Source organism: Micromonospora sp. NPDC049004 (assembly GCF_040649315.1).
In the GTDB taxonomy this organism is placed as follows: domain Bacteria; phylum Actinomycetota; class Actinomycetes; order Mycobacteriales; family Micromonosporaceae; genus Micromonospora.
This window is the reverse complement of the sequence record NZ_JBEZFG010000004.1, coordinates 400,663-426,039: the sequence shown is the minus strand read 5'-3', so window position 1 is coordinate 426,039 and position 25,377 is coordinate 400,663. Positions and strand designations below refer to the sequence as shown.

21 protein-coding genes are annotated in these 25,377 nt (G+C 72.0%); 8 read left to right on the top strand and 13 right to left on the bottom strand.

The window, feature by feature from the left end; all coding sequences use genetic code 11:
* The coding region (locus AB0B97_RS15305) for an amidohydrolase family protein (RefSeq protein WP_357494011.1) at positions 1-189 on the top strand (189 nt) is incomplete at its 5' end.
* On the top strand, positions 186-1,724 hold the full coding sequence (hutH, locus tag AB0B97_RS15300; RefSeq protein WP_234581498.1) for a histidine ammonia-lyase: 1,539 nt from the start codon (positions 186-188) through the stop codon (positions 1,722-1,724). The genes AB0B97_RS15305 and hutH, both read left to right, overlap by 4 nt.
* A 62-nt stretch (positions 1,725-1,786) precedes the next feature.
* On the opposite strand, the gene rdgB is transcribed toward hutH, so the two are convergent.
* The 11 genes from rdgB to AB0B97_RS15245 all read right to left on the bottom strand — a co-directional run bounded on the left by rdgB (position 1,787) and on the right by AB0B97_RS15245 (position 11,036).
* Positions 1,787-2,404: an RdgB/HAM1 family non-canonical purine NTP pyrophosphatase gene (rdgB, locus tag AB0B97_RS15295; RefSeq protein WP_355418590.1), complete on the bottom strand. Its 618-nt coding sequence runs from the start codon at positions 2,402-2,404 to the stop codon at positions 1,787-1,789.
* 52 nt (positions 2,405-2,456) lie between these two features.
* A complete protein-coding gene (gene rph, locus AB0B97_RS15290; protein ID WP_357494008.1) occupies positions 2,457-3,182 on the bottom strand; it encodes a ribonuclease PH in 726 nt (241 codons plus the stop codon).
* Between the two features lie 10 nt (positions 3,183-3,192).
* Entirely contained in the window at positions 3,193-4,362 is a 1,170-nt protein-coding gene (locus tag AB0B97_RS15285; protein WP_357494006.1) for a glycosyltransferase, read from the bottom strand.
* The gene (locus AB0B97_RS15280) at positions 4,359-5,504 is read right to left on the bottom strand and encodes a glycosyltransferase family 1 protein (protein WP_357494004.1); all 1,146 of its coding nucleotides are present in this window, start codon (positions 5,502-5,504) and stop codon (positions 4,359-4,361) included. Before AB0B97_RS15280 ends, AB0B97_RS15285 begins: the two co-directional genes overlap by 4 nt.
* A gap of 89 nt (positions 5,505-5,593) precedes the next feature.
* A complete protein-coding gene (locus AB0B97_RS15275) occupies positions 5,594-6,337 on the bottom strand; it encodes an MBL fold metallo-hydrolase (protein WP_357494002.1) in 744 nt (247 codons plus the stop codon).
* A 224-nt stretch (positions 6,338-6,561) separates the two neighbouring features.
* Positions 6,562-7,527, bottom strand: coding sequence for a pyridoxal-phosphate dependent enzyme (locus AB0B97_RS15270; protein WP_357494000.1), 966 nt, complete (start codon positions 7,525-7,527; stop codon positions 6,562-6,564).
* Between the two features lie 11 nt (positions 7,528-7,538).
* Complete coding sequence (locus tag AB0B97_RS15265) at positions 7,539-7,940, bottom strand: MoaD/ThiS family protein (RefSeq protein WP_357493998.1); 402 nt, start codon at positions 7,938-7,940, stop codon at positions 7,539-7,541.
* Positions 7,941-8,008: 68 nt separating this feature from the next.
* Complete coding sequence (locus tag AB0B97_RS15260) at positions 8,009-8,497, bottom strand: M67 family metallopeptidase (RefSeq protein ID WP_308195324.1); 489 nt, start codon at positions 8,495-8,497, stop codon at positions 8,009-8,011.
* Between the two features lie 52 nt (positions 8,498-8,549).
* Positions 8,550-9,044: a DUF2017 domain-containing protein gene (locus tag AB0B97_RS15255; protein WP_234581563.1), complete on the bottom strand. Its 495-nt coding sequence runs from the start codon at positions 9,042-9,044 to the stop codon at positions 8,550-8,552.
* A 2-nt stretch (positions 9,045-9,046) separates the two neighbouring features.
* Entirely contained in the window at positions 9,047-9,337 is a 291-nt protein-coding gene (gene clpS, locus AB0B97_RS15250; protein ID WP_234581506.1) for an ATP-dependent Clp protease adapter ClpS, read from the bottom strand.
* Positions 9,338-9,485: 148 nt separating this feature from the next.
* On the bottom strand, positions 9,486-11,036 hold the full coding sequence (locus AB0B97_RS15245) for a hypothetical protein (protein WP_357493995.1): 1,551 nt from the start codon (positions 11,034-11,036) through the stop codon (positions 9,486-9,488).
* Between the two features lie 197 nt (positions 11,037-11,233).
* Here AB0B97_RS15245 and AB0B97_RS15240 point away from each other — a divergent pair, with 197 nt between their 5' ends.
* The 4 genes from AB0B97_RS15240 to AB0B97_RS15225 are packed head-to-tail and all read left to right on the top strand — an operon-like array spanning position 11,234 to position 17,116.
* Positions 11,234-13,912 carry a LuxR C-terminal-related transcriptional regulator gene (locus tag AB0B97_RS15240; protein WP_357493993.1) on the top strand — a complete coding sequence of 893 codons (2,679 nt, stop codon included), beginning with the start codon at positions 11,234-11,236 and terminating at the stop codon, positions 13,910-13,912.
* A 16-nt stretch (positions 13,913-13,928) separates the two neighbouring features.
* Positions 13,929-15,215 (top strand): nicotinate phosphoribosyltransferase, encoded by a 1,287-nt coding sequence (locus AB0B97_RS15235; protein ID WP_234581509.1) that lies wholly within the window; start codon positions 13,929-13,931, stop codon positions 15,213-15,215.
* A 31-nt stretch (positions 15,216-15,246) separates the two neighbouring features.
* The gene (locus tag AB0B97_RS15230; protein ID WP_357493990.1) at positions 15,247-15,828 is read left to right on the top strand and encodes an isochorismatase family protein; all 582 of its coding nucleotides are present in this window, start codon (positions 15,247-15,249) and stop codon (positions 15,826-15,828) included.
* Between the two features lie 40 nt (positions 15,829-15,868).
* Positions 15,869-17,116, top strand: a complete 1,248-nt coding sequence (locus AB0B97_RS15225) for an MFS transporter (protein ID WP_357493988.1) — start codon at positions 15,869-15,871, stop codon at positions 17,114-17,116.
* A 665-nt stretch (positions 17,117-17,781) separates the two neighbouring features.
* Here the strand turns inward: AB0B97_RS15225 and ctaD are convergent.
* Complete coding sequence (gene ctaD / locus AB0B97_RS15220; protein ID WP_234581512.1) at positions 17,782-19,539, bottom strand: cytochrome c oxidase subunit I; 1,758 nt, start codon at positions 19,537-19,539, stop codon at positions 17,782-17,784.
* Positions 19,540-19,669: 130 nt separating this feature from the next.
* The gene (locus tag AB0B97_RS15215) at positions 19,670-20,776 is read right to left on the bottom strand and encodes an FAD-dependent monooxygenase (RefSeq protein ID WP_234581513.1); all 1,107 of its coding nucleotides are present in this window, start codon (positions 20,774-20,776) and stop codon (positions 19,670-19,672) included.
* A 300-nt stretch (positions 20,777-21,076) separates the two neighbouring features.
* Between AB0B97_RS15215 and AB0B97_RS15210 the strand changes: the two genes are divergently transcribed.
* Positions 21,077-22,201 (top strand): cellulose binding domain-containing protein, encoded by a 1,125-nt coding sequence (locus AB0B97_RS15210; RefSeq protein ID WP_357493985.1) that lies wholly within the window; start codon positions 21,077-21,079, stop codon positions 22,199-22,201.
* Positions 22,202-22,576: 375 nt separating this feature from the next.
* Positions 22,577-25,333: a M20/M25/M40 family metallo-hydrolase gene (locus AB0B97_RS15205; protein ID WP_357493983.1), complete on the top strand. Its 2,757-nt coding sequence runs from the start codon at positions 22,577-22,579 to the stop codon at positions 25,331-25,333.
* Positions 25,334-25,377: the final 44 nt, after the last annotated feature.

The window sequence follows — 25,377 nt, the reverse complement described above, 5'->3', positions numbered from 1 at the left end:
CCGGCGGAGGCGCTGTGGGCGGCGACCGCCGGCGGCGCACGGGCCCTGCGCCGGGACGACGTCGGCGTGCTCATCCCCGGCGCGCGGGCCGACCTGGTCGTCCTGGACGCGCCGTCCTACCTGCACCTGGCCTACCGGCCCGGTGTCCCCCTGATCCACCAGGTAATACGCAACGGAGTTCCCCAGTGACGACCGTGATCATTCAACCCACCGGTATCACCGCCGACGACGTCCTCGCGGTCGCGCGCGGCACCGCCACGGTGTCCCTCGACCCGGCCACCCGGGACGCGATGGCGACCAGCCGCGCGATCGTCGACGGGATCGAGGCCGCCGGGCGGCCCGTGTACGGCGTGTCGACCGGGTTCGGCGCGCTCGCCAACACGTTCGTCGCGCCGGAGCGACGGGCCGAACTGCAACACGCGCTGATCCGCTCGCACGCCGCCGGGGTGGGCGCCCCGATGCCGCGCGAGGTGGTCCGGGCCATGATGCTGCTGCGGGTCCGCTCGCTCGCCCTGGGCCGCTCCGGGGTCCGCCCGCTGGTCGCCGAGGCGCTCGTCGACCTGCTCAACCACGACATCACCCCGTGGGTGCCGGAGCACGGTTCGCTGGGCGCGTCCGGCGACCTGGCGCCGCTGGCGCACTGCGCGCTCGCGCTGCTCGGTGAGGGCTGGGTGCTCGGCCCGGACGGCGAGCGGCGCGACGCCGCCGACGCGCTGACCGCCGCCGGGCTCAAGCCGATCGACCTGGCCGCCAAGGAGGGGCTGGCGCTGATCAACGGCACCGACGGCATGCTCGGCATGCTGTTGCTGGCCATCCACGACGCGGCGCACCTGTTCGCCATGGCGGACGTAACGGCAGCGCTGGCCATCGAGGCGATGCTCGGCTCGGAGCGGCCGTTCCTGCCCGAGCTGCACGCCATCCGTCCGCACCCCGGCCAGGCGGCGTCGGCGGCGAACATCCACCGGCTGTTGCAGGACTCCCGGGTCATGGACTCGCACCGCGACGACCTGGCGCACGCCGTGCAGGACGCGTACTCGATGCGCTGTGCGCCGCAGGTGGCCGGCGCGGCCCGGGACACCCTGGACTTCGTCCGCACGGTCGCGGCACGGGAGCTGGTGTCGGTGGTGGACAACCCGGTGGTGCTGCCCGACGGCCGGGTCGAGTCCACCGGAAACTTCCACGGTGCGCCGCTGGGCTTCGCCGCCGACTTCCTCGCCATCGCCGCCGCCGAGGTGGGCGCGATCGCCGAGCGGCGGGTGGACCGCCTGCTGGACGTGGCCCGCAACCGGGAACTGCCCGCGTTCCTCTCCCCCGACGCCGGGGTCAACTCCGGCCTGATGATCGCCCAGTACACGGCGGCCGGGATCGTCGCGGAGAACCGCCGGCTCGCCGCCCCCGCCTCGGTGGACTCGCTGCCCACCAGCGGCATGCAGGAGGACCACGTCTCGATGGGCTGGGCGGCGGCCAAGAAGTTGCGCACGGTGCTGGACAACCTGACCAGCCTGCTCGCCGTCGAGCTGCTGGCCGGCGTACGCGGCCTGCAACTGCGCGCACCGCTGGTGCCGTCGCCGGCCGGCCGGGCCGCCGTCGCCGCCCTGGGCACGGCCGCCGGTGAACCCGGCCCGGACGTGTTCCTCGCCCCGGTGCTGGAGGCCGCCCGCGCGGTGCTGGCCGGGCCGGAGCTGCGCGCCGCCATCGAACGGGAGGTCGGCCCGCTGGGCTGACCTCCGCGGGTCGCTGTCGCCCGCCGCGGGTCAGGCGGCGGGCGGCAGCACCTCAACGATCGTCAGGCGGCGGGCGGCAGCACCTTCGCGACGAGCTTGGCCAGCTCGCGCAGCGCCTTGCCCCGGTGACTGATGGCGTCCTTCTCCGCCGGGGTCAGCTCCGCGTTGGTCCGGTCCTGTCCGTCGCCCAGGAAGATCGGGTCGTAGCCGAACCCGCCGTCACCGCGCGGCGCACGCAGCACCCGCCCGGACTGCCGGCCGTCGACCAGGTGCTCCTTGCCGCCGGGCAGCACCAACGCCACGGTGCAGACGAACGAGGCGGCGCGCTGCTCGTCCGGGACGTCGGCGATCTGGTCCAGCACCAGCTGAAGGTTGGCCCGGTCGTCGCCGTGCTGACCGGACCAGCGGGCGCTGAACACCCCCGGCATGCCGTTGAGCGCGTCGACCGCGAGCCCGGAGTCATCGGCAATGGTCGGCAGCCCGCTCTGCCGGCAGCCCTCCCGCGCCTTGATCAGCGCGTTCTCGCCGAAGGTGAGGCCAGTCTCCGGCAGCTCCGCGTACTGCTCGACGTCGTCCAGCCCGAGCAGGGCGATCCGGTGCGCGCCGAGCGCGCCGTCCAGGATCCGCTGTAGCTCGACCAGCTTCTTGCGGTTACGGGTGGCGAGCAGGACCTTGTTCATGCTGAAACACCTTCGTTCGCGACTGCGGGGCTCGCAAACTCACTCCTCGCGCTCACGCGAGTGCCTTCCGCTGGGCTTCGGCCAGCTCGGCGCAGCCGGCGACGGCCAGGTCGAGCAGGCTGTCGAGCTGGTCGCGGGCGAACACGCCCGCCTCACCGGTGCCCTGCACCTCGACGAAGTCGCCCGCACCGGTGCACACCACGTTCATGTCCACCTCGGCGGCCACGTCCTCCTCGTAGCAGAGGTCGAGCCGGGCCTCCCCCGCGATGATCCCCACGCTGACCGCCGCCACCGACCGGTGCATCACCTTCTCCGGCTTGCCCGCGAGGGCCTTGCGGGCGGCCAGCCAGCCCACCGCGTCGTGCAGCGCCACGTACGCGCCGGTGATCGCGGCCGTGCGCGTGCCGCCGTCGGCCTGGAGCACGTCGCAGTCGAGCACTACCGAGTTCTCGCCGAGCGCCTTGAGGTCGATGCTGGCCCGCAGGCTGCGGCCGATCAGCCGGGAGATCTCGTGGGTGCGCCCACCGACCCGACCCTTGATGCTCTCCCGGTCCGAGCGGGTGTTGGTGGCCCGGGGCAGCATCGCGTACTCGGCGGTCACCCAGCCGAGCCCGGAGCCCTTGCGCCAGCGGGGCACGCCCTCGGTGACGCTCGCCGTGCAGAGCACCCGGGTGCCGCCGAACTCGACGAGCACCGAGCCCTCCGGATGGGTGCTCCAGCCCCGGGTCAGGGTCACCGGTCGGAGTTGAGAGGGCCCTCGCCCGTCAGGTCGCGCCATGCCCTGCACCCTATGCGGTGCGGCGATCCGCTTCCCCCTGGGTGTCCCGAGCAGTGTCCGCGTCGTGCACCCGCAGGAATCCGGCGACCGCCGCCGGCCAGTCGAACTCCTGTGCCCGGGCCCGGGCGGCCCGCCGTCGCGCGGCCTCCGGCCGGGCCACGAGGCGGGTCACGGCCTCGGCCATCGACTTTCCGGAACCGTATGCGGCGATCCCGGCCGAGCCGACCACCTCGGGCAACGCGCTCGCGGCGTTCACCACCACCGGGGTGCCGCAGGCCAACGCCTCCAGCCCGGCGAGGCCGAAGGTCTCCACCGGGCCGGGCGCGAGCACCACGTCCGCGCTGGCGAGCAGCGCGGCCACCGTCGCCCGGTCGGGGAGGTGACCGGTGAACGTGACCGGCAGGCCGGCGGCCCGGCGGGCCAGCGACGCCCGGAACGGCCCGTCCCCGGCCAGCACCAGCACCGCCGGCACGCCCGAGCGGCGCAGCTCGGCGAGGGCTTCGACCGCCAGCTCCGGCCGCTTCTCCGGAGACAACCTGGCGCAGTGTACGAGCAGCAGTTCGGTCGGGTCGGCGTAGCGCTCCCGCATCGCCGGGTCGACCCGGTCGGGGTGGAAGGTGTCCAGGTCCACCCCGAGCGGCACGAGATCCACGTTGTCGGCGCCGATGCGGTCGAACTCCTCGGCCGCCCACCGGGTCGTGCACACGATCCGGTCGTACGCCCGGCTGGTGGCCCGGTTGAGCCGGTCCGCGACCGGCCGCCGCAGCACGTCCGGCACACCCCACTGGCCGAGCAGCCCGGTCAGCGACTCGTGCGAGACCATCACCGACGGCACCCCGTGCGCCTTCGCCCAGTTCCCCGTCCAGCGCAGCGACGACCTGTCGGACACCTCCAGCCGGTCCGGTGCCAGCTCGTCGAGCACCCGGGCCAGCCGCCGCCGACCAACCAGCAGCCGGTAACCGCCGGTGCCGGGCAGCTCCACGCCGGGCAGGGTCACCACCCGACCCCACGGGTGCCACTCGTGTGCGTCGCGTCGACCGGGCACCACCAGCACCGGATCGTGCCCCGCCGCGCGGTAGCCCTCGCCGAGGTGGCGCAGCGCGGTGCGCAGGCCACCGGAGCGCGCGGTCACGAAGTTCGCGAGCCGGACGATCCGCAGCCCGCCGGCCGTCCCCGTCACGACGCGGCCGGCAGGCCCACGGTGGCACCCTGGGCGCGTACCGCCCGGTAGTGCCCGACCAGTTCGTCGCCGACGGCCGCCCAACTGCGTCGGCGGACCGCGGCCCTGGCGGCCACCCCGTACGCCCGCCGCCGGTCGGCGTCCCCGGCCAACTCGGCCACCGCGGCGGCGAGGGCGTCGCCGTCGGCCGGCGGGACCAGCAGCCCGGTCGTTCCCGAGTCGACCAGATCGACCGGCCCGCCACTGGCCGGCGCGACCACCGGCACCCCGGAGGCCAGCGCCTCCTGCAGGGTCTGGCCGAAGGTCTCGTGCGGCCCGGTGTGCACGAACACGTCCAGGCTGGCGTAGAGCCGGGCCAGGTCCTCGCCGTGCTGCACCCCCAGGAAGTCCACCCCCGGCAGCGCCCGGGTCAGCTGGCGGCGGGCGGGGCCGTCGCCGGCCACCACGACCCGCACGCCCGGCAGGCGGGACGTCGCCGCCAGCAGCTCCACCCGCTTCTCCGGGGCCAGCCGGCCGACGTAGCCGACCAGCAGCTCCCCGCCGGGGGCCAGCCGACGCCGCAGGTCGTCGCACCGCTTGGTCGGATCGAACCGGACGGCGTCCACGCCCCGGCCCCACAGCCAGATCCGCTGCACCCCGTTGGCGATCAGGTCGGCGGCCGCCCGGGTCGACGGCGCGAGGGTCCGCTGCGCCAGATTGTGGATCTCCCGAAGCCGTCGCCACGCTGCGGCCTCACCCCAGCTCACCCGGTACGCCCTGGCATAGGCCGCCACGTCGGTCTGGTACACCGCCACCATGGGCAGCCCGTACCGGCTGGCGAGGGTTGCCGCGCGGGCGCCGAGGATGAACGGACTGGCCAGGTGCACCACGTCGGGCGCCGCCGACAGCAACGCCCCCGCCAGCCGGGTGGTGGTCGGCACGCCCAGCCGGAAACCCTGGTAACGGGGCAACGGCACGCTCGGGATGCGCACCACCGGGTACGGCGACCCCTCGATGTCCCGCCCTGCCGCCCCGGGCGGTGCGGGTGCGATGACCACCGGTTCGTGGCCCCGGGCCAGCAGGTGCTCCGCCGTGCGCACCACGGAGTGCGCGACGCCGTTCACGTCCGGCGGGAACGACTCGGTCACGATGGCGATCCGCATGCCCACACCGTGCTGGTGCCACGGGTGCCCCAGGCGACCAGCCGCTGACCGGCCGGCGAACAGTACGGCACAACACCGCCGCGAGGCGGTCAGATGTCGTAGCTGGCGCCGGCCCGGACCACCTCGAGTGGGCCGGTGTACGCGGCGGCAGCCGACTCCAACGTGTGCGCCTCGCTGCCCCACGCCGCGACCAGGTGGGTGAGCAGCAGCCGCCCCACCACCGCCTTGGTCGCCGTCTCGCCCGCCTCGCGGCCGGTCAGGTGCAGGTCCGGAGGATTGTCCACGCCGTCGAGGTAGCTGGCCTCGCACAGGAACACGTCGGCGTTCTGGGCCAGGCGCAGCAACGCGTCGCAGGGCGCGGTGTCCGACGAGTAGCACAGCGACCGACCGCCGTGCTCCAACCGCACGCCGTACGTCTCGACGGGATGGTTGACCCGGTCGACGGTGACGGTGAACGGCCCGATCGGGAACGTGCCCGGCTGCAACGCGTAGAACTGGTAGACGTCCTCCACCGTGCCGTCGTCGCCGTAGGCGGCGCTGAGCCGGTCCGGTGCGCCGGAGGGCGCGTACACCGGCAACGGCGGGTAGGGGCCGTCCGGGGCGTACCGGCGGACCACCACGTACGACGCGGCGTCGAGGATGTGGTCACAGTGCAGGTGGGTCAGCAGGATCGCGTCGGGCGCGTGCAGCCCCACGTAGCGCTGGAGGCTGGACAGCGACCCCGGGCCGAAGTCGACCAGGAGGCGGAAGCCGTCCGCCTCGACGAGATAGGCGGAGCACGGCGACTCGGGGCCGGGGAAGCTACCGGCACACCCCAGGACAGTCAGTCGCATCGGGTCGTCTCGCTGTCACTGTCAGTAGCAGCCGTGCCGGCGGTCGTCCCGGCAATGATCTCTACCGACGCGTACGCCACGCTGCGCAGCCTACGCTGGGGTGCCCGAGGACAAGAATCATCCGTTGGAAGTTGTCACGAACGTGACACCCGCTCACAGCCCAGGTGCGACAAACGGGCCACCGACGCGTACGCCGACGGCCCGTTCGCGCAAGACCCCTGCGATCAGGCCCAGAGCTGACCCTCCAGCGCGTCCTCGGCATCCGCGAGGGTGCCGCCGTACGCGCCGGTGGACAGGTACTTCCAGCCGCCGTCGCAGACCACGAACGCCACATCGGCCCGCCGGCCGTCGCGGACCGCCTCGTGCGCCACCGCGAGCGCGGCGTGCAGGATCGCCCCGGTGGAGAAGCCGGCGAAGATGCCCTCCACCTCGACGAGCTGACGGGTACGCAGCACCGCGTCCCGGGTGCCGACCGAGAAGCGCCGGGACAGCACCGAGGCGTCGTACAGCTCCGGCACGTACCCCTCGTCGATGTTGCGCAGGCCGTAGACCAGCTCGCCGTAGCGCGGCTCGGCCGCCACGACCTGGATGCCCTCGACCTTCTCGCGCAGGTAGCGCCCGGTGCCCATCAGGGTGCCGGTGGTGCCCAACCCGGCCACGAAGTGCGTGATGGTGGGCAGGTCGTGCAGCAGTTCCGGACCTGTCGTCTCGTAGTGCGCCCGCGCGTTGGCCTCGTTGCCGTACTGGTAGAGCATCACCCAGTCCGGGTGCTCGGCGGCGATCTGCTTGGCCGTCGCGACGGCCTGGTTGGAGCCGCCCGCCGCCGCCGAGAAGATGATCTCCGCCCCGTACATCCGGAGCAGCTGGACCCGCTCGGTGGAGACGTTCTCGGGCATCACGCAGACCAGCCGGTACCCGCGCAGCTTGGCCACCATGGCCAACGAGATGCCGGTGTTGCCGCTGGTCGGCTCCAGGATGGTGTCACCCGCCCGGAGCCGGCCGGCCTCCTCCGCCGCGCGGACCATGAACAGCGCCGCGCGGTCCTTGATGCTGCCCGTCGGGTTCCGGTCCTCCAGCTTCGCCCAGAGCCGCACCGGCGGTGCGCCGTCGGGCACCGTCGGCGAGAGCCGGGGCAGACCGACGAGCGGCGTGCCACCACAGGCGTCGAGGAGGCTGTCGTACCGCGCCATGGCGGCCGCCCTCAGCGCGCGGCGACGGCGGTCGCGGCGCTGTGCGAGCTGATCGCCGCTGCCGCGGCGCTGTGCGAGCTGATCGCCGCTGCCGCGGCGCTGTGCGAGCTGATCGCCGCTGCCGCCGCGAAACCGAACGCGCCGCCGGCCACGGCCGGCAGGATGGTGACGCTGTCACCGTCGGAGAGCTTCGCGTCGAGCGCGCCGAGGAAGCGGACGTCCTCGTCGTTGACGTAGACGTTCACGAAACGGTGCAGTGCGCCGGCCTCGGTGACCAGGCGGCCACGCAGCCCGGCGTGCCGGGAGTCCAGGTCGGTGAGCAGGTCTGCCAGCGTGTCGCCGGCACCCTCGACGACCTTGGCGCCGCCGGTGTAGCTGCGCAGGATGGTGGGGATGCGAACCTCGATGGCCATGATGTCGTGCTCCTCAAACGGGTGTGCCAACGGTGACGGGACGGAGAACGGGTGCGAACGCTGACGGGTCAGCGGCCGGAACACTCGTAGTCGACCGTCGCCGGGCTCTGCCCGAACATGTAGGACTGCACGGCGTGCGGGTCGATTCCGGCCTCCACGATCTGGACCGGCTCCTCGGTCACCACGCCGTCGACGATCCGGAACGACCGGATCTCCTCCGAGTCGGGCTCACGGGTCGAGACGAGCAGGTAGTGCGCGCCCGGCTCGCCGGCGAAGGACACATCCGTCCGGGACGGGTATGCCTCGGTGGCGGTGTGCGAGTGGTAGATGACCACGGGCTCCTCGTCCCGGTCGTCCATCTCCCGCCACACCCGCAGATGCTCCATCGAGTCGAACTCGTAGAAGGTCATCGACCGGGCGGCGTTGTCCATCGGGATGTGCCGGGTCGGGGTGTCGCTGCCGACGGCACCGGCGACGACGCCGCACGCCTCGTCGGGGTGGTCCCGGCGCGCGTGGGCGACGATCGCGTCAATGATCGACCGGTCGATGCTCAGCACGTGCACCAGCCTAACGCCTAGTGGGCGGGCCCTGAAGTGGTGCCGGTCACGCCTAGTCGATCAAGGCGTTGAGCAGCGACTCCTGTAGATACCCGAGATACGCGTAGACCGACAGCTGGAACACCCGGCTGGAACCGGGATCCTCGGTCACCGCGTCGTCCAGCTCCTCACCCAGATCCGTGCCGTCCTTGATCTCCAGCCGGACGCCCATCGCCAGCCGCGCGTCGTTGAGCGCCCGCAGCCACGCCTCGGCGGCCTCGGCGTCCAACCGCACCTCGCCGCCGGCCTCGTCGGGCAGCGCGGCCAGGATGGCCCCCGCCTGGTCGATCTTGGCAGTCTTCAGATCACCCTCGGTGTAGCGGCGGAACTCGGCGGTGCCGCTCGCATCCTCCGGGTAGACGGCCGGAAACAGCCGGCCCACGACCGGGTCCGTGTGGTCGAAACCGTCGGTGAGTAGGCCGACCACCTCGCTGGCGACCTTGCGCAGCACCCGCACCTCGTCCACGGCGAAGGTGGCGACATAGCGGCCGGCCTGGCGCCGGAACATGCTCACGAGCGGTCCACCGTCGCCCACAGCCCGTACGCGTGCAACTGCGACGCGTCGTGCTCCATCCGCTCCCGGGCCCCCGTGGAGACCACGGCGCGGCCCTTGTGGTGCACGTCCAGCATGAGCTGCTCCGCCCTCTCCCGGCTGTAGCCGAACAGCTTCTGGAAGACCCAGGTCACGTACGTCATCAGGTTGACCGGGTCGTCCCACACGATCGTCACCCATTGCCGGTCGGGCGCCGGCACCTCGTCAGTGGCCGGCGTCTCGACCGGTGCAACCTGTGGAGCCGCCATGCCCCCCATCGTGCCACCGGTTTCCCGGAACCGAGGAACCGGAACGCCGGGCGAACCAGGATCACCCGCCGTGGCCACCCCGGAGTCGGCCCGCACCCCGTCGGACGCGAGGCGCGGTGCGGGCCCGAGCCGGCAGATGGGCATGCCGTCAGGCGAGCAGGATGCCGTGGTCGACCGCATCGGAGAGCACCACGCCCAGCGAGAGACGGATCACCTCGAACCGTCGGGAGATCTCCCGGGAAAGCTCCAACTCGACCTCCCGCAACGCCCGCTGGGACCAGGCCCGCGCGGCGCTGTGGTCATCGTTGCCCGGGGTACGCCACTGCTGCCAGCACCCGCCGGAGAGCGCCACCGCGACCGGCGGAAGCACCTCGTCACGGGTCACCGTCGGATAGCCGGCGAGCGCGTCGATCGCCTCCGTGCCGGTCAGTCCGGCCACACCCGCCGTACTCGTGATCAGCAGCACCCGGTCGAGGTCGCGCCCGGAGCGGTGATCCGCCAGGCCGTACTGGACGGCGGTGGCGATCCGGCGGCGGACGCCCTCCGCCGGTGTCCCGCCGAGCACCTGGGCGGCGGTGTCGGCCACGATGCCCCGTACCGCGTGGTCGCACTGGGCGGTGGCCAGCAGCGACAGCGCCGCCATCTCCCGGTCGAGCAGGTCCGGTAGGCCGGCGCAGCCGACCCCGAAGACGATCTCCTGGACGGCCCGGAGGTGGATGTTCGCCAGCTCCAGCGCCAGGTGCTGGCGGATCCGCTGGGAGCAGGAGCGGGTCTGCCGGTCGAGCCGCTCGGACCAGTCCCCCGGCTCGGCGGACACCGCCACCCGGTCGTGCTGCCCCGGCAGCACCGGCGGATCGGCGCTGGCCCGCTGCAACCCCTCGTTCGCCGACCAGCCCACCAGCGCCCGGCGCAGGTCGGCTGCGGAATCGGCGCCGTCGACCGGGAACCACCGCGAGCCCGCCAGCGAGGGGACCGCGGCCAGCAGCGCCGCCCGGTGTGCCTCGACGATCACCGCCACCGGGTCCACCTCCCCCGGCCGGCCGTCGGCCGGCGAGACGGACGCCCCCGCGTCCTCCGTCAGCGCCCCGCCGTCGGCCGGTGGCGCCCAACCCGCCGCACCCGGCGTCACCGCGAAGACGACCTCCACTGCAGCGGCGGCCACCTCGGCGAGCAGATTCAGCTCCTGGGCCGTGAACGCCTGGTCGGCCGCGATCACGAAGAGCAGCGCGCCGGCCCGGCCGACCGCCTCGCGCAGCACCCGGACGCCGGCCACGCCGAGCGCGCCCGTGTCCGGTGTGTCGATCAGGGTGAAGTGGCGCAGCAGGGGTTCGGGCACGCTCAGCTCGACCCGCCGCGGTGGCCGGGCCAACGCCGGGCCGGCGGCGTCCCGGTCCGCGCCGTACGAGTGCGGCTGGCGGTAGCCGGGGACGAAGGCTGCCCGCGTGGGCACCTGGGCGTGCCGGACCAGCAGCCAACTGCCCGCCGGCACGGTGAGCATCACCGGGTCGAGCCCGACGAGGCTGGCGAGGACCGCGCGCCGGTCCGCGCCGGCCGGGCCGACGGCGACCACGCCGAGCGGCTCGTCCGCGCGGGCAACCGGCACGCCGAGATCGGTGGGCAGCGGGGCGCAGCTCGGCGGGTCGGCTGAGCTGGCCATGTCGCCGGGCGAGTCGAGCGAGGGGAGAGGGCCCTGCTGCATCGGGTGGCCTCCCGGGGCAGGCGACCGGCACGCCGGTCGCGTGGAAATTCCGGTGACACTACCCGGATGCCGGAAGAGTACGTTCGGCCGGCCGACCAGGCGGAACACATCGGATACTCACCGGTAATTGTGCCGCTACTCAACTTCGGTGCGTGACGATGCGGGCGCGGACGGAATTCGATGGATATGCTGCCCGGATGAGTCGATGGCAGTTCGTCGGCCGGACCGACGAGCTCAACCGCCTGCTGGCGGCGGTGACCGGCGAGGCCGGCCGAGGGCTCTTCTTCAGCGGCAGCGCGGGCATCGGCAAGAGCCGGCTGCTGCGCGAGGGGGTCAACACCCTGCCCACCGACAGGTACGCGATCTGGTCCATCGCGGCCAGCGCCACCACTGCCGCGCTGCCGTTCGGTGGGCTGGTGCAGGTCCTCCCGGCGGAGCAGCCCCAGGGCCTCTCCCCCGCCGGCATACTCCGCTGGGCGCTCGGCGTTCTGCAACAGCAGGCCGCCGGCCGCCGGATCGTGCTCGCCATCGACGACGCGCACCTGCTCGACCCACCCTCCGCGGCGCTGGTGCATCTGGTCGCCCGCGCCGACAACGCCACAGTCGTGGGCACCCTGCGCGACGGCGAACAGATCCCGCTGCCGATCCGGGCACTCTGGACCGACGACCTGGTCGAGCACGTCGAGCTGACCCCCATGCCACCGTCGGAGACCGCCGGCCTGCTGGCGGCGATCCTGGGCGGCCCGGTCGACGCCGGTTCCGCCGACCGGCTCGGCCGGCTGTCGGCAGGCAACCCGCTGCTGCTGCGCGAGCTGGTGCACGCCGCCAGCGGCAGCGAGGAGCTGAAGCGCACCTACGGGATCTGGAAGTGGACCGGGCGGCTGGAGCTGGCGCCCAGCCTCACCGACCTGATCGACACCCGCGTCGGGCAGCTCACCGACGGCGTTCGTACGGTCGTCGAGCTGGTCGCCTTCGGTGAGCCACTCGGCCTGCACCTGCTCAACCAGGCCGCCGAGCAGTCCGATGTGGAGTGCGCCGAGGAGCGCGGCCTGATCACCGTCATCCAGCACGACCGGCGGACCAACGTACGCCTGGCCCACCCGCTCTACGGCGAGGTGATGCGCCGCCGGTGCCCGGTCAGCCGCACCCGACGCCTCCAGGCGCACCTCGCCGAGCTGCTGGAACAGGTCGGCAAGCGCCGCCGCGACGACCTGCTGCGGGTGGCGGTCTGGCGGCTCGACTCGGGCACCGCACAGGACGCCGCCCTGCTCGTGGACGCCGCGATGCAGGCGTTCACCCGCTACGACGTACCGCTGGCGACCCGGCTGGCCCGGGCCGCGCTGAACGCCGACGGCGGCTCGGACGCGGCGGAGCTGCTGGCCACGATTCTGATGTTCGCCGACCGACCGGACGAGGCGATCACCGTTCTCGACGCGGTGACCCTGGAGCCCGGGGACGAGCGGCGGCTCTGCCGGTGGCTGACCGTGCGCGGCATGGTCAGCTACTGGGGCCTCAGTCGGGAGTCCACGGTGGAGGAGATCGCGAGCCGGGTCGAGCAGCTCGGCGACTCGGCCGACCGCGCCCGGGTGCACGCCTTCGAGGCGATCATGCGGCTGCACCGGCTCGACACGACCACCGCCGTACGGCTCAGTCAGCGGGTGCTCGATCGGCCCGCGGCCAGCATCGCCGCCCGTGAACTGGCGCGCAGCACCATCGCGTACGTCCAGGCGGCCCAGGGTCAGCTGACGCGCAGCGGTGCGGCCATCGCGCAGGTGCACTCCGCCGCGGCCAGCTGGCGCACCGACATGCCGTACCTGCAACTGGCCCTGGAGCTGGCCCGCGGCACCCGGCTCATGCTCACCGGCGACCTCGTCGGGATCGACGCGATCGTGGCCGACGAGTTCGCCGACCTGGCCGGTGCCGGTGACTTCCGACTCGGCACCGGATACCTGGCCATCCTCCAGGCGTACGCCGCGCGGCTGCGCGGGCAGAGCGACTCGGCGATGCGGACGTCGTTGGGCGCCTGCGCGGTGCTGGCGACCAGCCGGGTCTACGCCGGTCTGGCCCAGGCCGAGCGGGCCCAGGCGGCGGCGCTGCGTGGCGACGCGGCGCAGGCGGCCGAGGCGATGGCCGAGGCCGACCGCACCCACGCGCCGGGCATGGCGGTGCTCTACCCATGGCTGGAGCAGGCCCGGGGCGCGGTGCTCGCCGCGTCGGGTGACCTGCCGGGCGCGGTGAAGCAGCTCAACGACCTGGCAGACCGGCTGCGGGCGGACGGTTTCGCCGGGCACGAGGTGCACGTTCTGCACGACCTGGTCCGGTTGGACCAGGCCGGCGCGGCGGTCGGGCCCACCTGTTCCGACGGCGGGCGGCGCACGGTGGCGCAGCGCCTCGCCGAGCTGTCCGAGCAGGTGGACGGGGTGCTCCCGCCGCTACTGGCCCGGCACGCCCGGGCCGCGGTGACCGATTCCGCCGCGGATCTGCTCGCGGTCGCCGACGACTACGCCGCGCTGGAGCTGACGGTGTACGCCGCTGAGGCCACCGCCCAGGCGCTGCAGCGGCTACGCCAGCAACAGTCGGTGGCGGCCGGCGAGGCGCGCGAGCGTCTGGCCGGGCTGCTCGGCCGGTGCGACCTGGTCCGCACGCCGGCGCTGCGGGCCGGGGCGCCGGTGCTCACCGAACGCGAGTGGCAGGTGGCCCGCCTCGCCGCGCACGGTGCGACCAGCAAGGCCATCGCCGAGCGGCTCTATCTCTCCGCCCGCACCGTGGAGAACCACCTGCAGCGGATCTACACCAAGCTCGGCGTGACCGGCCGGTCCGAGCTGTGGGCCGCGCTGCGGTCGATCCCGGGCCACGAAGGCGGCGGCGCGGGCTGAACCTTAGGCTGGGGCGGTGAGCACCCTGGGCCCCGCGCTGCTGACCGACCACTACGAGCTGACCATGGTCAGCGCCGCACTCAAGGACGGCACCGCCGACCGCCGCTGTGTCTTCGAGGTGTTCAGCCGTCGGCTGCCCAGCGGCCGGCGTTACGGCGTCGTCGCCGGCACCGCGCGCCTGATCGAGCTGATCCGCGACTTCCGGTTCGACCCGGCGGAGGTCGATTTCCTGCGCCGCACCGGAGTGGTCGACGAGGCGGCGGCGGCCTGGCTCACCGACTACCGCTTCACCGGCGACATCGACGGGTACGCCGAGGGTGAGCTGTTCTTCCCCGGCTCGCCCATCCTGACCGTCTCCGGCGGCTTCGCCGAGTGCGTGGTGCTGGAGACGGTGGCGCTCTCCGTGCTCAACCACGACTGCGCGGTGGCGGCCGCCGCGGCGCGGATGGTCACCGCTGCCCGGGGCCGGGCGCTGATCGAGATGGGATCGCGCCGGGCACACGAGGAGGCCGCGGTGGCGGCGGCGCGGGCCGCGTACCTGGCCGGTTTCCGGTTCACGTCCAACCTCGCCGCCGGCGAGCGCTACGGCATCCCGACGGCGGGCACCGCGGCACACGCGTTCACCCTGCTGCACGACGACGAGCGGGCCGCGTTCGCCTCGCAGGTGGCCACGCTGGGCAGGGACACCACGCTGCTGGTCGACACGTACGACATCAGCCAGGGCATCCGCAACGCGATCGCGGTCGCCGGGCCGGAGCTGCGGGCGATCCGGATCGACTCGGGTGACCTCGCGGTGATCGCGCAGCAGTCCCGGGAACTGCTGGACTCGCTGGGCGCCACCGAGACGAAGATCATCGTCTCGGGTGACCTGGACGAGTACTCGATCGCGGCGCTGGCCGCCGAGCCGGTCGACATGTACGGCGCGGGGACGGCAGTGGTCACCGGTTCCGGGGCGCCCACGGCGGGGCTGGTCTACAAGCTCGTCGAGGTCGAGGGCCGCCCGGTGGTGAAGCGCTCCGAGCACAAGGCGACCATCGGTGGGCGCAAGGTCGCGGTTCGCCGGCACAAGCCGACCGGCACCGCCACGGAGGAGATCATCGTCCCGCAGGGCGTGCCGGACCGGCAGGCCAACGACCGGATGCTCCAGCGCTCGTACGTGATCGACGGCGAGCCCGTGGGTCTGCCCACCCTCGACGAGTCCCGGGAGCACCTGCGCGAGTGCCTCATCTCCATCCCGTGGGAGGGGCTGAAGCTCTCGGCCGGCGACCCCGCGGTGCCGGTCACCGTCGTACCCGCCGGCTGAGCCCGCTGATCCGATCTCGAAGGGACCCCCGATGGCCAACGCGCTGATCATCGTCGACGTGCAGAACGACTTCTGTGAGGGCGGCTCGCTGGCCGTCGCGGGCGGCGCCGGAGTGGCCGCCGGGATCTCCCGGCTGCTCGCCGCCGAGCCGGACCGGTGGGCGCACGTGGTCGCCACGAAGGACTATCACATCGACCCGGGCGCGCACTTCGGCGATCCGCCGGACTTCGTCGAGTCGTGGCCCCGGCACTGCGTGGTCGGCACCAGTGGCTCGGAGTTCCACCCGGACCTGGAGACCGGTCGGGTCGAGGCGATCTTCCACAAGGGCGAGCACGCGGCGGCGTACTCCGGGTTCGAGGGGCACGCCGACGACGGCGAGTGCCTGGCCGACTGGCTGCGTCGGCACGACGTGGATCGGGTCGACGTGGTCGGCATCGCCACCGACCACTGCGTCCGCGCCACCGCGCTCGGCGCCGCCCGGGAGGGCTTCGCCACCACCGTCCTGCTGGAGCTGACCGCCGCTGTCGCTCCGGAGACCACCGACGTGGCGCTGCGGGCGATGGACGGCGCCGGCGTGATCCTGGACGGTGAGCCTGTGATCAGGGCCGCATGAGGCGCTAATTGGTTGGCCAATGGTCCACCATCCGTCGAGGATGTCGCCGGAGGTACGGACCAACGTGAACATGAAGCCTTACCGCACAGCCCTCGCTCTGCCCGGCCTGCGGTCGCTGCTGCTGATCGCCGTCCTCGCCCGCATCCCGCTCACGGCGACCGGGGTCACGCTGACCTTCCACGTCGTGCTCGACCTCGACCGGGGCTACGGCGCAGCCGGCCTGGTGGGCGCCGCCATCACCGTGGGAGCGGCGATCGGTGGGCCGCTGCTCGGCCGTCTGGTCGACCGGCGTGGTCTGCGTCCGGTGTTGGTGCTCACCGGCGTCGCCGAGGCGGTGTTCTGGACCACCGCGCCGTCGTTGCCGTACCCGCTGCTGCTGCCGACCGCCTTCGTGGCGGGTTCGCTGGCCCTGCCGATCTTCTCGGTGGTCCGCCAGTCGATCGCCGCGCTGGTTCCGGAAGATCAACGGCGGCCGGCGTACGCCCTGGACTCCATGTCCGTCGAGCTGTCCTTCATGATCGGCCCGGCGCTGGCGGTGGCGCTGGTCACCGCCATCTCGGCGCAGACCACCATGTACCTCGTCGGTGGCGGCATCGTCACCGCCGGGATCGCCCTGTGGCTGGTGAACCCGCCGATCCGCGGCGCCGCCGAACCCACCGGCCCACGACGCCACGTGCCTCGCCGGGAGTGGCTGACGCCCCGCCTGCTCGCCGTCCTGGCGCTCAGCACCGCCGCGACCCTGGTGCTCGGCGGCACCGACGTCGCGGTGGTAGCCGTCCTGCGCGAGAGCGGCGACGTCGGCTGGACCGGCGTCGTGCTGGCCGGCTGGGCGATCGCCTCCCTGGCCGGCGGCTTCGCCTACGGGGCGGTGCACCGCTCACTCTCTCCGCTGGCCCTCACCGCAGCGCTCGCGCTCTGCACCATCCCGGTCGGGTTGGGCGGCGCGCACTGGTGGCTGCTCTGCCTGGCGCTGATCCCGGCCGGCGCGCTGTGCGCGCCCACCATCGCGGCCTCCTCCGACGCCGTCAGCCGCCTCGCACCGGCCGAGGTACGCGGCGAGGCGATGGGCCTGCACGGTTCGGCGGTCACCGTCGGCATCGCGGTCGGCGCACCGCTCGCCGGCGCGGTGATCGACGGCAGCGCGCCGCTCTGGGGCTTCGTGGTGACCGGGGCGCTCGGCGCACTGATCACCCTCGTGGTGCTGCCGATCGAGCTGCGCCGCCGCCGCAAGGACGACGCGCTCGCCGCGCTTCCCGTCGAAGCGGACCTCGCCTCCGCCACCCGCTGACAACCTGGCCGGGCACCTGCCCGGCCCATGCGTCCGCCGGCGTCCCGCGCGCCTGGCCTGGCGCCGGCCCGACCCGCTGTTTCCGCCCGACCCGCTGTTTCCGCCCGGCCCCGTGCCTGCCCGACCTCGTGCCTGCCCGGCCTCGTGCCTGCCCGACCTCGTGCCTGCCCGGCCTCGTGCCTGCCCGGCCTCGTGCCTGCCCGGCCTCGTGCCTGCCCGGCCCGGTGCCTGCCCGACCCCGCGCCTGCCCGGTCCGGCGCCCGCCCGACCCCGCGCATGCCCGGCCCCGCGCATGCCGGGTCCCGCGCCTGCCCGGCCCAGGTTCCCCGATGAGCATGATGCCTGTGAGTCATCAAAATGACTCACAGGCATCACCGTCGCAAGCATGTGCGGGGCACCGCCGATCCCGCAGGTCGCCGCGCGCTCTGAGTCGCCGGCCGGGGACGTTGCTCTGCCATCGACGCCTCGCGGTCAACGCGGCGAGCGGTCGGGCCACGCGCGACATGCAGTGCGCCGGACATGCAGTACGCCGACATGCAGTGCGCCGGACATGCAGTGCGCCGGACATGCAGTGCGCCGACATGCAGTGGGCGGGCACAGCGACGGGCGCCGCTCCCGATGGTCCCGGGGGGCGGCGCCCGTCGTACAGCCGAACTGGTGGAGCGTCAGTTCCTGTCGATGTTGCTGGCGGTGTCCTCGCTGTAGCGAGCGCCGCCGTCCGACTCGCTGGTGAGCGGCTTGGAGCCACCCTCCGGCGGGCCGGCCAGGCTCTGGCCGGCGGCCAGCTCCGGGAACTTCGCGTCGAAGGCCGGCCGCTCGGAGCGGATGCGGGGCATCCGGTCGAAGTTGCGCAGCGGCGGCGGGCTGCTGGTCGCCCACTCCAGCGAGTTGCCGTGGCCCCAGGGGTCGTTCACCTCGACCACCGGACCGGTCTTGTACGACTTCCAGCAGTTGTAGATGAACGGCAGCGTGGAGATACCGGTGATGAACGCGCCGACCGTGGAGATCGTGTTCAGCGTGGTGAAACCGTCGCCGGGCAGGTAGTCGGCGTACCGGCGGGGCATGCCCTCGGCGCCGAGCCAGTGCTGCACCAGGAAGGTGGTGTGGAAACCGATCATGGTGAGCCAGAAGTGCACCTTGCCCAGGCGCTCGTCGAGCATCCGGCCGAACATCTTCGGGAACCAGAAGTAGATGCCGGCGAAGACGGCGAACACGATGGTGCCGAAGAGCACGTAGTGGAAGTGCGCCACCACGAAGTACGAGTCCGACACGTGGAAGTCGAGCGGCGGGCTGGCCAGCAGCACACCGGTGAGACCACCGAAGAGGAAGGTGACCAGGAAGCCGACCGCCCACAACATGGGCGTCTCGAAGCTGATCTGGCCCCGCCACATGGTGCCGATCCAGTTGAAGAACTTCATGCCGGTCGGCACCGCGATCAGGTAGCTCAGGAAGCTGAAGAACGGCAGCAGCACCTGGCCGGTGGCGAACATGTGGTGCGCCCAGACGCTCATCGAGAGCGCGGCGATCGCGACCGTCGCGGCGACCAGACCCTTGTAGCCGAAGATCGGCTTGCGGGAGAAGACCGGGATGATCTCGCTGATGATGCCGAAGAACGGCAACGCCACGATGTAGACCTCGGGATGCCCGAAGAACCAGAACAGGTGCTGCCAGAGCATTGGCCCACCGGTCGCCGGGTCGTACACATGGGCGCCGAGGATGCGGTCCGCGGCGAGCGCGAACAGCGCGGCGGCCAGCAGCGGGAAGACCAGGATCACCAGGAGGCTGGTGACCAGGATGTTCCACGTGAAGATCGGCATCCGGAACATCGTCATGCCGGGCGCACGCAGGGTGAGCACCGTGGTGATCATGTTCACTGCGCCGAGGATGGTGCCCAGGCCGGAGATGGCCAGACCCATGATCCACATGTTGGCGCCGACGCCGGGCGAGTGCTCGACACTGCTCAGCGGCGCGTACGCGAACCAGCCGAAGTCGGCGGCGCCGCCCGGGGTGAGGAAGCCGGCCGTCGCCATCGTGCCGCCGAACAGGTACAGCCAGTAGGCGAAGCTGTTCAGGCGGGGGAAGGAAACGTCAGGTGCGCCGATCTGGATCGGCACGATGTAGTTCGCGAAGGCGAACACGATAGGCGTCGCGAAGAACAGCAGCATGATCGTGCCGTGCATCGTGAAGAGCTGGTTGTACTGCTCCGGCGACAGGAACTGCAGCCCGGGGCGAGCCAGCTCAGCCCGCATGATCAGGGCCATCAGGCCGCCAACCATGAAGAACACGAACGCGGTGACCATGTACATGATCCCGATCTGCTTCGCGTCCGTGGTACGCAGCAGCCGCGCGATGGCCGACCCCTTGACCGGCTCCCGGACCGGCCAGGGCCGGGTCACGACCGGCTTGGGTGCGACGGTGGTCACGAGTGGCCTCCGGTTCTCGGTTGTCCCGCTCGGCACACGCTGATTATCTGCGGGCCGTCATCCGTAGGGAGGATAGTCCTCGGCAGGTCGCAGCGCCGCGTGGGGTGGCGTGACACGATCTACTACGGGCCTACAGCGGGCCGACGAGCAACCGGTAGTGCTCCCCGAAGATCCGTCCGCCACGTCCGCGCAGCAGCGGGTCGCGCAGCGCCGGCGGCACGTCCCTGGTCCGGTTGCGGTCGCGGGTCCGGTCAGCCACCCAGCGCGTACGCGGGCGACGACGACTCTCGTACGCCATCAGCGCCGCCTCGACGCTGCCGGCGGCGCGCAGCGACTCGGCCAGCACCACGGCGTCCTCCAGGGCCATCGCGGCACCCTGGGACAGGGTCGGCGCGGTGGCGTGCGCGGCGTCACCGACCAGCAGGACCCGCCCCCGGTACCAGCGGCCCAGCTCGACCTCGTCGGTGATCCCGGCGTGCACCCGGTCGAGCATCTCCAGCACCTCGGGCACGGGGCCCCGGTAGTCGGCGAAGAGTTCGCGCAGCCGGGCCAGCGGGTCGGCGGGCGGCTCGGTGCCCGCCTCGTCGGCGTAGCAGTGCAGCCGCCCCTCCCCGATCGGCACCAGCAGCAGACCGGAGCGCTGCCCGAGCAGGGCGGTCCAGTCGGTGACGGGCGGGCCGTCACGCAGGACGGCCCGGTAGACGACGTGCCCGGCCGGGCGGGGCGGCCCGCCGAGCGCGGCCAGTGCCCGAACCGAGGAACGCGGCCCGTCGGCGCCGATGACCAGGTCGTACTCGGTGCTGGTGCCGTCGGTGAAGGTGACCCCTACCGCGCGCGGGAGCAGATCGAGGGTGCGGACCTCGGCGCCGTGTCGGACGGCGCCGCCGGCGCCACTGAGCAGCACCCGGTGCAGGTCCGCCCGGGGCAGCGCACGGCACTCGCCGACGTCGGCCCAGAGGGCGTCGAGGTCCACCTCGCAGAGGGGCAGCCCGGCGGCGTCGAAGAAGCGCTGCCGGTGGATCACCTGCCCGAGCGGTCGGACCGGATCATGCAGGTCCAGCCGGCGCAGCGCGCGGGCGGCGTTGCCGGGCAGGTACAGGCCGGTCTCGGTGGACTCCCCCGGGGGCAGCTTGTCGGTGACGTCCGGCCGGAAGCCCGCCAGACGCAGGGCCCGGGCCACGGCCAGGCCGGCGATGCCCGCGCCAACGATGAGAATGCGCAGGGGGGAGCCACCCATGGTGGTGTACGCCTCCGGAGGGGGAGCGGCACGCGTCGGAGGCAACACGCTACTCGGAGCGATCGGCGCACACCAGAGCCCGATCGGCCCGCCGGATCCGCTCGTCGGCGGTCCGCGCCGCTTAGCTGGCCGCCTGTCGACCCCCGTTCGGCGCCACGATGGCAATCCTCACAATTCACCAGTTTGACGCGGGCGGTTGCGCCTCAGTTTCAGGCATGTAAATGTGTCGTTGAGCGTGGGAGCGCTCCCGCACCACCCCACCACATCCGGCGCCCGGCACGCGCCGAGTCAAGGAGCGTCATGAAACGTCAACTTCGAGCCCTGGCCGCCGCCGGGCTGCTGGTCGCCAGTTCACTCGTCGCCGTCGCCGTCAGCGGCAGCGCCTCCGCCGACACCCAGATCTGCGAGCAGTACGGCTCGACAGTGATCCAGGGTCGCTACGTCGTGCAGAACAACCGTTGGGGCACCTCCGCCCAGCAGTGCCTCAACGTCACCAGCAACGGCTTCGAGATCACCACGCAGAACGGCAGCAGCCCCACCAACGGGGCACCCACGGCGTACCCGTCGATCTTCCTCGGTTGTCACTACACCAACTGCTCCCCCGGCACGAACCTGCCGATCCAGGTGAGCCAGATCAGCAGCGCCACCAGCAGCATCTCCTACCGGTACGTCAGCGGTGCCACCTACGACGCGGCGTACGACATCTGGCTGGACCCGTCGCCCAAGCGGGACGGGGTGAACCAGATGGAGATCATGATCTGGCTCAACCGGCAGGGCCCGATCCAACCCATCGGCTCGGTGGTCGGCACGACAAACCTTGCCGGCCGGACGTGGGAGGTGTGGCGCGGTAGCAACGGCTCCAACAACGTCATCTCCTATGTCGCGCCGTCGCCGATCTCCAGCCTGAACTTCAGCGTGCTGGACTTCATCAACGACACCCGCAACCGGGGCGCGATCACCAACTCCTGGTACCTGACCAGCATCCAGGCCGGCTTCGAGCCGTGGCAGGGCGGCGTCGGTCTCGCGGTGACCTCGTTCTCGGCGAACGTCAACGGTGGCGGCAACCCCACCAACCCGCCGCCCACCACGCCGCCGCCGAGCGGTGGCGCGAGCTGCGCGGTGAAGTACACGGCCAACTCGTGGAACAACGGCTTCACCGCCGACGTGCAGATCACCAACACCGGGTCCAGTGCGCTGAACGGCTGGACGCTCACCTACAGCCTGCCCGGCGGGCAGCAGGTCACCAACGCCTGGAACGCCACCGTGAGCCAGAGCGGGTCCACTGTCACCGCCCGCAACGTCAGCCACAACGGGTCGATCGCACCCGGCGGCACGGCCAGCTTCGGCTACCAGGGCACGCTGAGCGGGTCGTACTCGTCCCCGACCAGCTTCTCGCTCAACGGCGCCAACTGCTCCCGCGCCTGAGCGGTATCACCACCGACGGGAGGGGCGTGACCATCTGGTCACGCCCCTCGCGTTCAGCCCGCTGCGGCGGAGCTGACGGCTCCGGCCGATTCTCAGATGATCCTCAAGAAATGGCACCTCCACGGCCGCTGGCGGCGCGGCCGGTGTGTGCTGTCGCTACTGATCATCCCCCTTGTCCTGGAGCCGCCCTCATGATGGATAGACGAACGCCTGTCTTATCCGCCCTGCTCGCCACGGCACTCGTGGCGAGCGTCGCCCCCCCCGGCTAACGCGTCCCCGACCAGCTCCGGCGCTGAGCGCTTCCAGCCGGGTGTCACCTACGACCTGTCGGTAACCGACGCCGAACGCGACGCGATCCACGCCGAAGTCGAGGCGTTGGCGGGACGCGTCAGCAGCGCGCGAGCGGGAGACGGCACCTACAACCCGCTCACTCTCGTCGGGGCGATGCTGGACGGGTCGAGCTACGACTCCATCTCCCGAGGCGGCACGGCCGCCACGGCGTACCCCTTCCCGGTCAGCAACACCGAAGCCAACCAGAACGAGTACGACCGCAAGGTCGCCAAGCTCGCCTGGGTGGTCAAGCTGGCCACCGACCTGGGTTTCCCGGTGGTCGTGCAGCGCCAGCCCGACAAGTACGTCTACGCGGAGATCGGTGACCCGGACGCCCCCGAGATGGTCATGGCGTTGAGTCACCTCGACTCGCCGACGTCTTCCGTTTCGCCCGCCCAGCTGGCGCGCTGGCGCGACGCCGACGGCAACCTCGGCACTCCTGGTGCCTACCACTCGCCCTACATCAAGGACGGCTGGGTCTACGGGGCCGGCATCCAGGACGACAGCGGCCCGACCCTGGCGACGCTGCTCGCGGCCAAGGCGCTGCTCGAGGCGGGGCTGCCCCTGGACCGACGCATCCGCATCGTCATGGGGATCTACGAGGACGGCGGTCCCGGCACGCCCACGGCAGCGAACACCGCGACCTTCCAGTCCATCCCGTACAACTCGAACCCGAGCTTCTACGACAACTGGGCCTACAAGAACCTCAACCGGGAGGAGACGCCGGTCGCCGGCTACACCTCCGACTCGCGGTTCCCGGTGATCGTCGGCAACTCCGGGTCGGTGACCCCGTCGGTGTCGATGCGCTTGTCCGCAGACAGCACCAAGGCCTTCCGGCTGACGGATGCGACGGCAGGCGTCACCCGGCGCGAAGGCGACCCGACGCTCAAGGACATCGCCTACGGCAGCACCACCCAGATCGCCTCGCGGGCCACTTTCACCCTCGATGTGGCGGGGGCGGGCTCCGCCGAGCGCGACAGGTTCGTGGCGGCGATCACCGCTGCCGCGACCACGAAGGGTTGGCTCCCGGCTGCTCCCCGGACCACGCCCAAGGTGCAGACCACGATCACCGGCGACTCGCTCACGCTGGAGATCAACACTGATGTGGCGATGGAGATGCCGACCCCGCAGTACGGCAAGAACGCCGTCGTGTGGGGCATGTTCCTCCTCTCCCAGGGACTTGGCGCCTTGGGAGGCACGACCGCCGACCTGCAGGTGAAGAAGGCAGCCGACGGCATCGCCGACCTGTTCTTCCGCGACGGGGTCGAAGGCGAGGCCTATATCGGCAGGTACATGGGCATCCCGGCGAACCTGTTGCGCAACCCGAGCAACGGCACGCCGAACCTGACCTTCGCCCTCATGGGGAACATCAACTCGGAGACCCCGACGAGCTTCTACACGGAGGCCACCGGCAACCTCAGCATGCCGATGTACGTGCGCAGCATGCACGTCACCGCGGCTGACTCCGGCCAGGCGACGGCGGCGGTCACTGCCGCCTTCGAGGGCAAGGGGTTCACCATCGGCACCCTCGGGTCGCCCACCGGCGCCGGGTTGTACGTCACCCACGACAACCCGCTGACGGCCCTGCAGTTCAAGAGCTACCAGGCCACGATCAACAACAGCCCGCGGGACTTCCCGGACCCCTATGCCCTCCGGGACGTGGTGTATCCGCAGGGCACGACCGGCGGCACTCTGGCCAGCAGCTTCCGCAACAAGATGACCGCCTTCGGCGCCGTCATCCCGGGCAACGAGCGCTGGTGGCACACGGCCAACGAGCGGATGAAGGTCGACTCGGCGGTGCAGATGACCAAGATGATGGCCGACGGCATGCTGGAGATGGCCCGGTACTCCGGGCCCGCTGGCGCCAAGTTCATGTGGGCGGACATGCCGGGGCTGAACGCCGACCGGGCGGACCTGGACCTGCTCGACGTCACGATCGGCACCTACCAGGACGCGTCGGGCGCTGTCGGCGCGAACCAGTTGGGCAACCAGGCCCTGCTCGGCGCCACCTCGTTCACCATCCCGATGTGGAACGGACGCGGCAACTCGGCCCCGACGGCGGCGGCCTTCGCGCTGGGCCACGAACCGGGAGGGGTCTACCTGCCCCTGACCGACCCCGAGTTCCAGAGCAGCACGTACGTGGCGCCGATGCGTCTGGAGTTCAAGGTGGAGCGCCCCGGCCACATGTCGGACGCGGCGTGGGCGAAGTTCGTCGCCGGCGGTTACGGGGACTTCCGGTTCAACATTCTCGTCGGCGACAAGGTTGTGCCGCTGGCCGTGCCTGCGGGGCAGAGCGCGGACAAGTACTTCTCCTCGCGCATCTCGGCCAACAACCCCAACGCGATCTACCTGTCGGTCAACCTCGCGATCACCGACGCTCCGTACACCGGGGTGCAGGCCAAGCTCGCGGACTCCAAGACGGACCTGTACAAGGTCAACCCGACGTACCTGGCCTCGAACCCGGATCCGTTCCCGGGGCGCGGGGCCACCGAACAGCGGGGCTTCTTCCAGTTCGGTGACGGGCAGAAGAACGCGGAGTTCTCCTCACCCGACGCGGTCTACGTGACTGTGGCCAATGCGGTCACCGATGCGAAGCCGTCGGCGGTGGTGAAGAAGCTGAAGGGCAACACGAACGAGTTGACCATCACGGTGAAGCAGACCCGTATCGACGGCAGCGAGTCGGCCGTGACGGGCACGTTCACCATCAACAACAACGCCGCCGGCACTTACACCGTCGGCGATTACCAGGTGTACGTCGACACCAAGGGCAACACCCAGGTGCGGTCGATCTCCATCGTGTGAGGTAGCTGCCGCGGTCGAAGCCACCCTCGTGATCCACTCGGATC

Excerpts from the sequence above, each read along its gene's own strand:
- rdgB (WP_355418590.1), bottom strand. The coding sequence starts at position 2,404 with ATGAACAAGGTCCTGCTCGCCACCCGTAACCGCAAGAAGCTGGTCGAG.
- rph (WP_357494008.1), bottom strand. The coding sequence starts at position 3,182 with ATGGCGCGACCTGACGGGCGAGGGCCCTCTCAACTCCGACCGGTGACC.
- AB0B97_RS15280 (WP_357494004.1), bottom strand. The coding sequence starts at position 5,504 with ATGCGGATCGCCATCGTGACCGAGTCGTTCCCGCCGGACGTGAACGGC.
- AB0B97_RS15275 (WP_357494002.1), bottom strand. The coding sequence starts at position 6,337 with ATGCGACTGACTGTCCTGGGGTGTGCCGGTAGCTTCCCCGGCCCCGAG.
- AB0B97_RS15270 (WP_357494000.1), bottom strand. The coding sequence starts at position 7,527 with ATGGCGCGGTACGACAGCCTCCTCGACGCCTGTGGTGGCACGCCGCTC.
- AB0B97_RS15265 (WP_357493998.1), bottom strand. The coding sequence starts at position 7,940 with ATGGCCATCGAGGTTCGCATCCCCACCATCCTGCGCAGCTACACCGGC.
- AB0B97_RS15255 (WP_234581563.1), bottom strand. The coding sequence starts at position 9,044 with ATGTTCCGGCGCCAGGCCGGCCGCTATGTCGCCACCTTCGCCGTGGAC.
- clpS (WP_234581506.1), bottom strand. The coding sequence starts at position 9,337 with ATGGCGGCTCCACAGGTTGCACCGGTCGAGACGCCGGCCACTGACGAG.
- AB0B97_RS15245 (WP_357493995.1), bottom strand. The coding sequence starts at position 11,036 with ATGCAGCAGGGCCCTCTCCCCTCGCTCGACTCGCCCGGCGACATGGCC.
- AB0B97_RS15240 (WP_357493993.1), top strand. The coding sequence starts at position 11,234 with ATGAGTCGATGGCAGTTCGTCGGCCGGACCGACGAGCTCAACCGCCTG.
- AB0B97_RS15230 (WP_357493990.1), top strand. The coding sequence starts at position 15,247 with ATGGCCAACGCGCTGATCATCGTCGACGTGCAGAACGACTTCTGTGAG.
- AB0B97_RS15225 (WP_357493988.1), top strand. The coding sequence starts at position 15,869 with ATGTCGCCGGAGGTACGGACCAACGTGAACATGAAGCCTTACCGCACA.
- AB0B97_RS15215 (WP_234581513.1), bottom strand. The coding sequence starts at position 20,776 with ATGGGTGGCTCCCCCCTGCGCATTCTCATCGTTGGCGCGGGCATCGCC.
- AB0B97_RS15210 (WP_357493985.1), top strand. The coding sequence starts at position 21,077 with ATGAAACGTCAACTTCGAGCCCTGGCCGCCGCCGGGCTGCTGGTCGCC.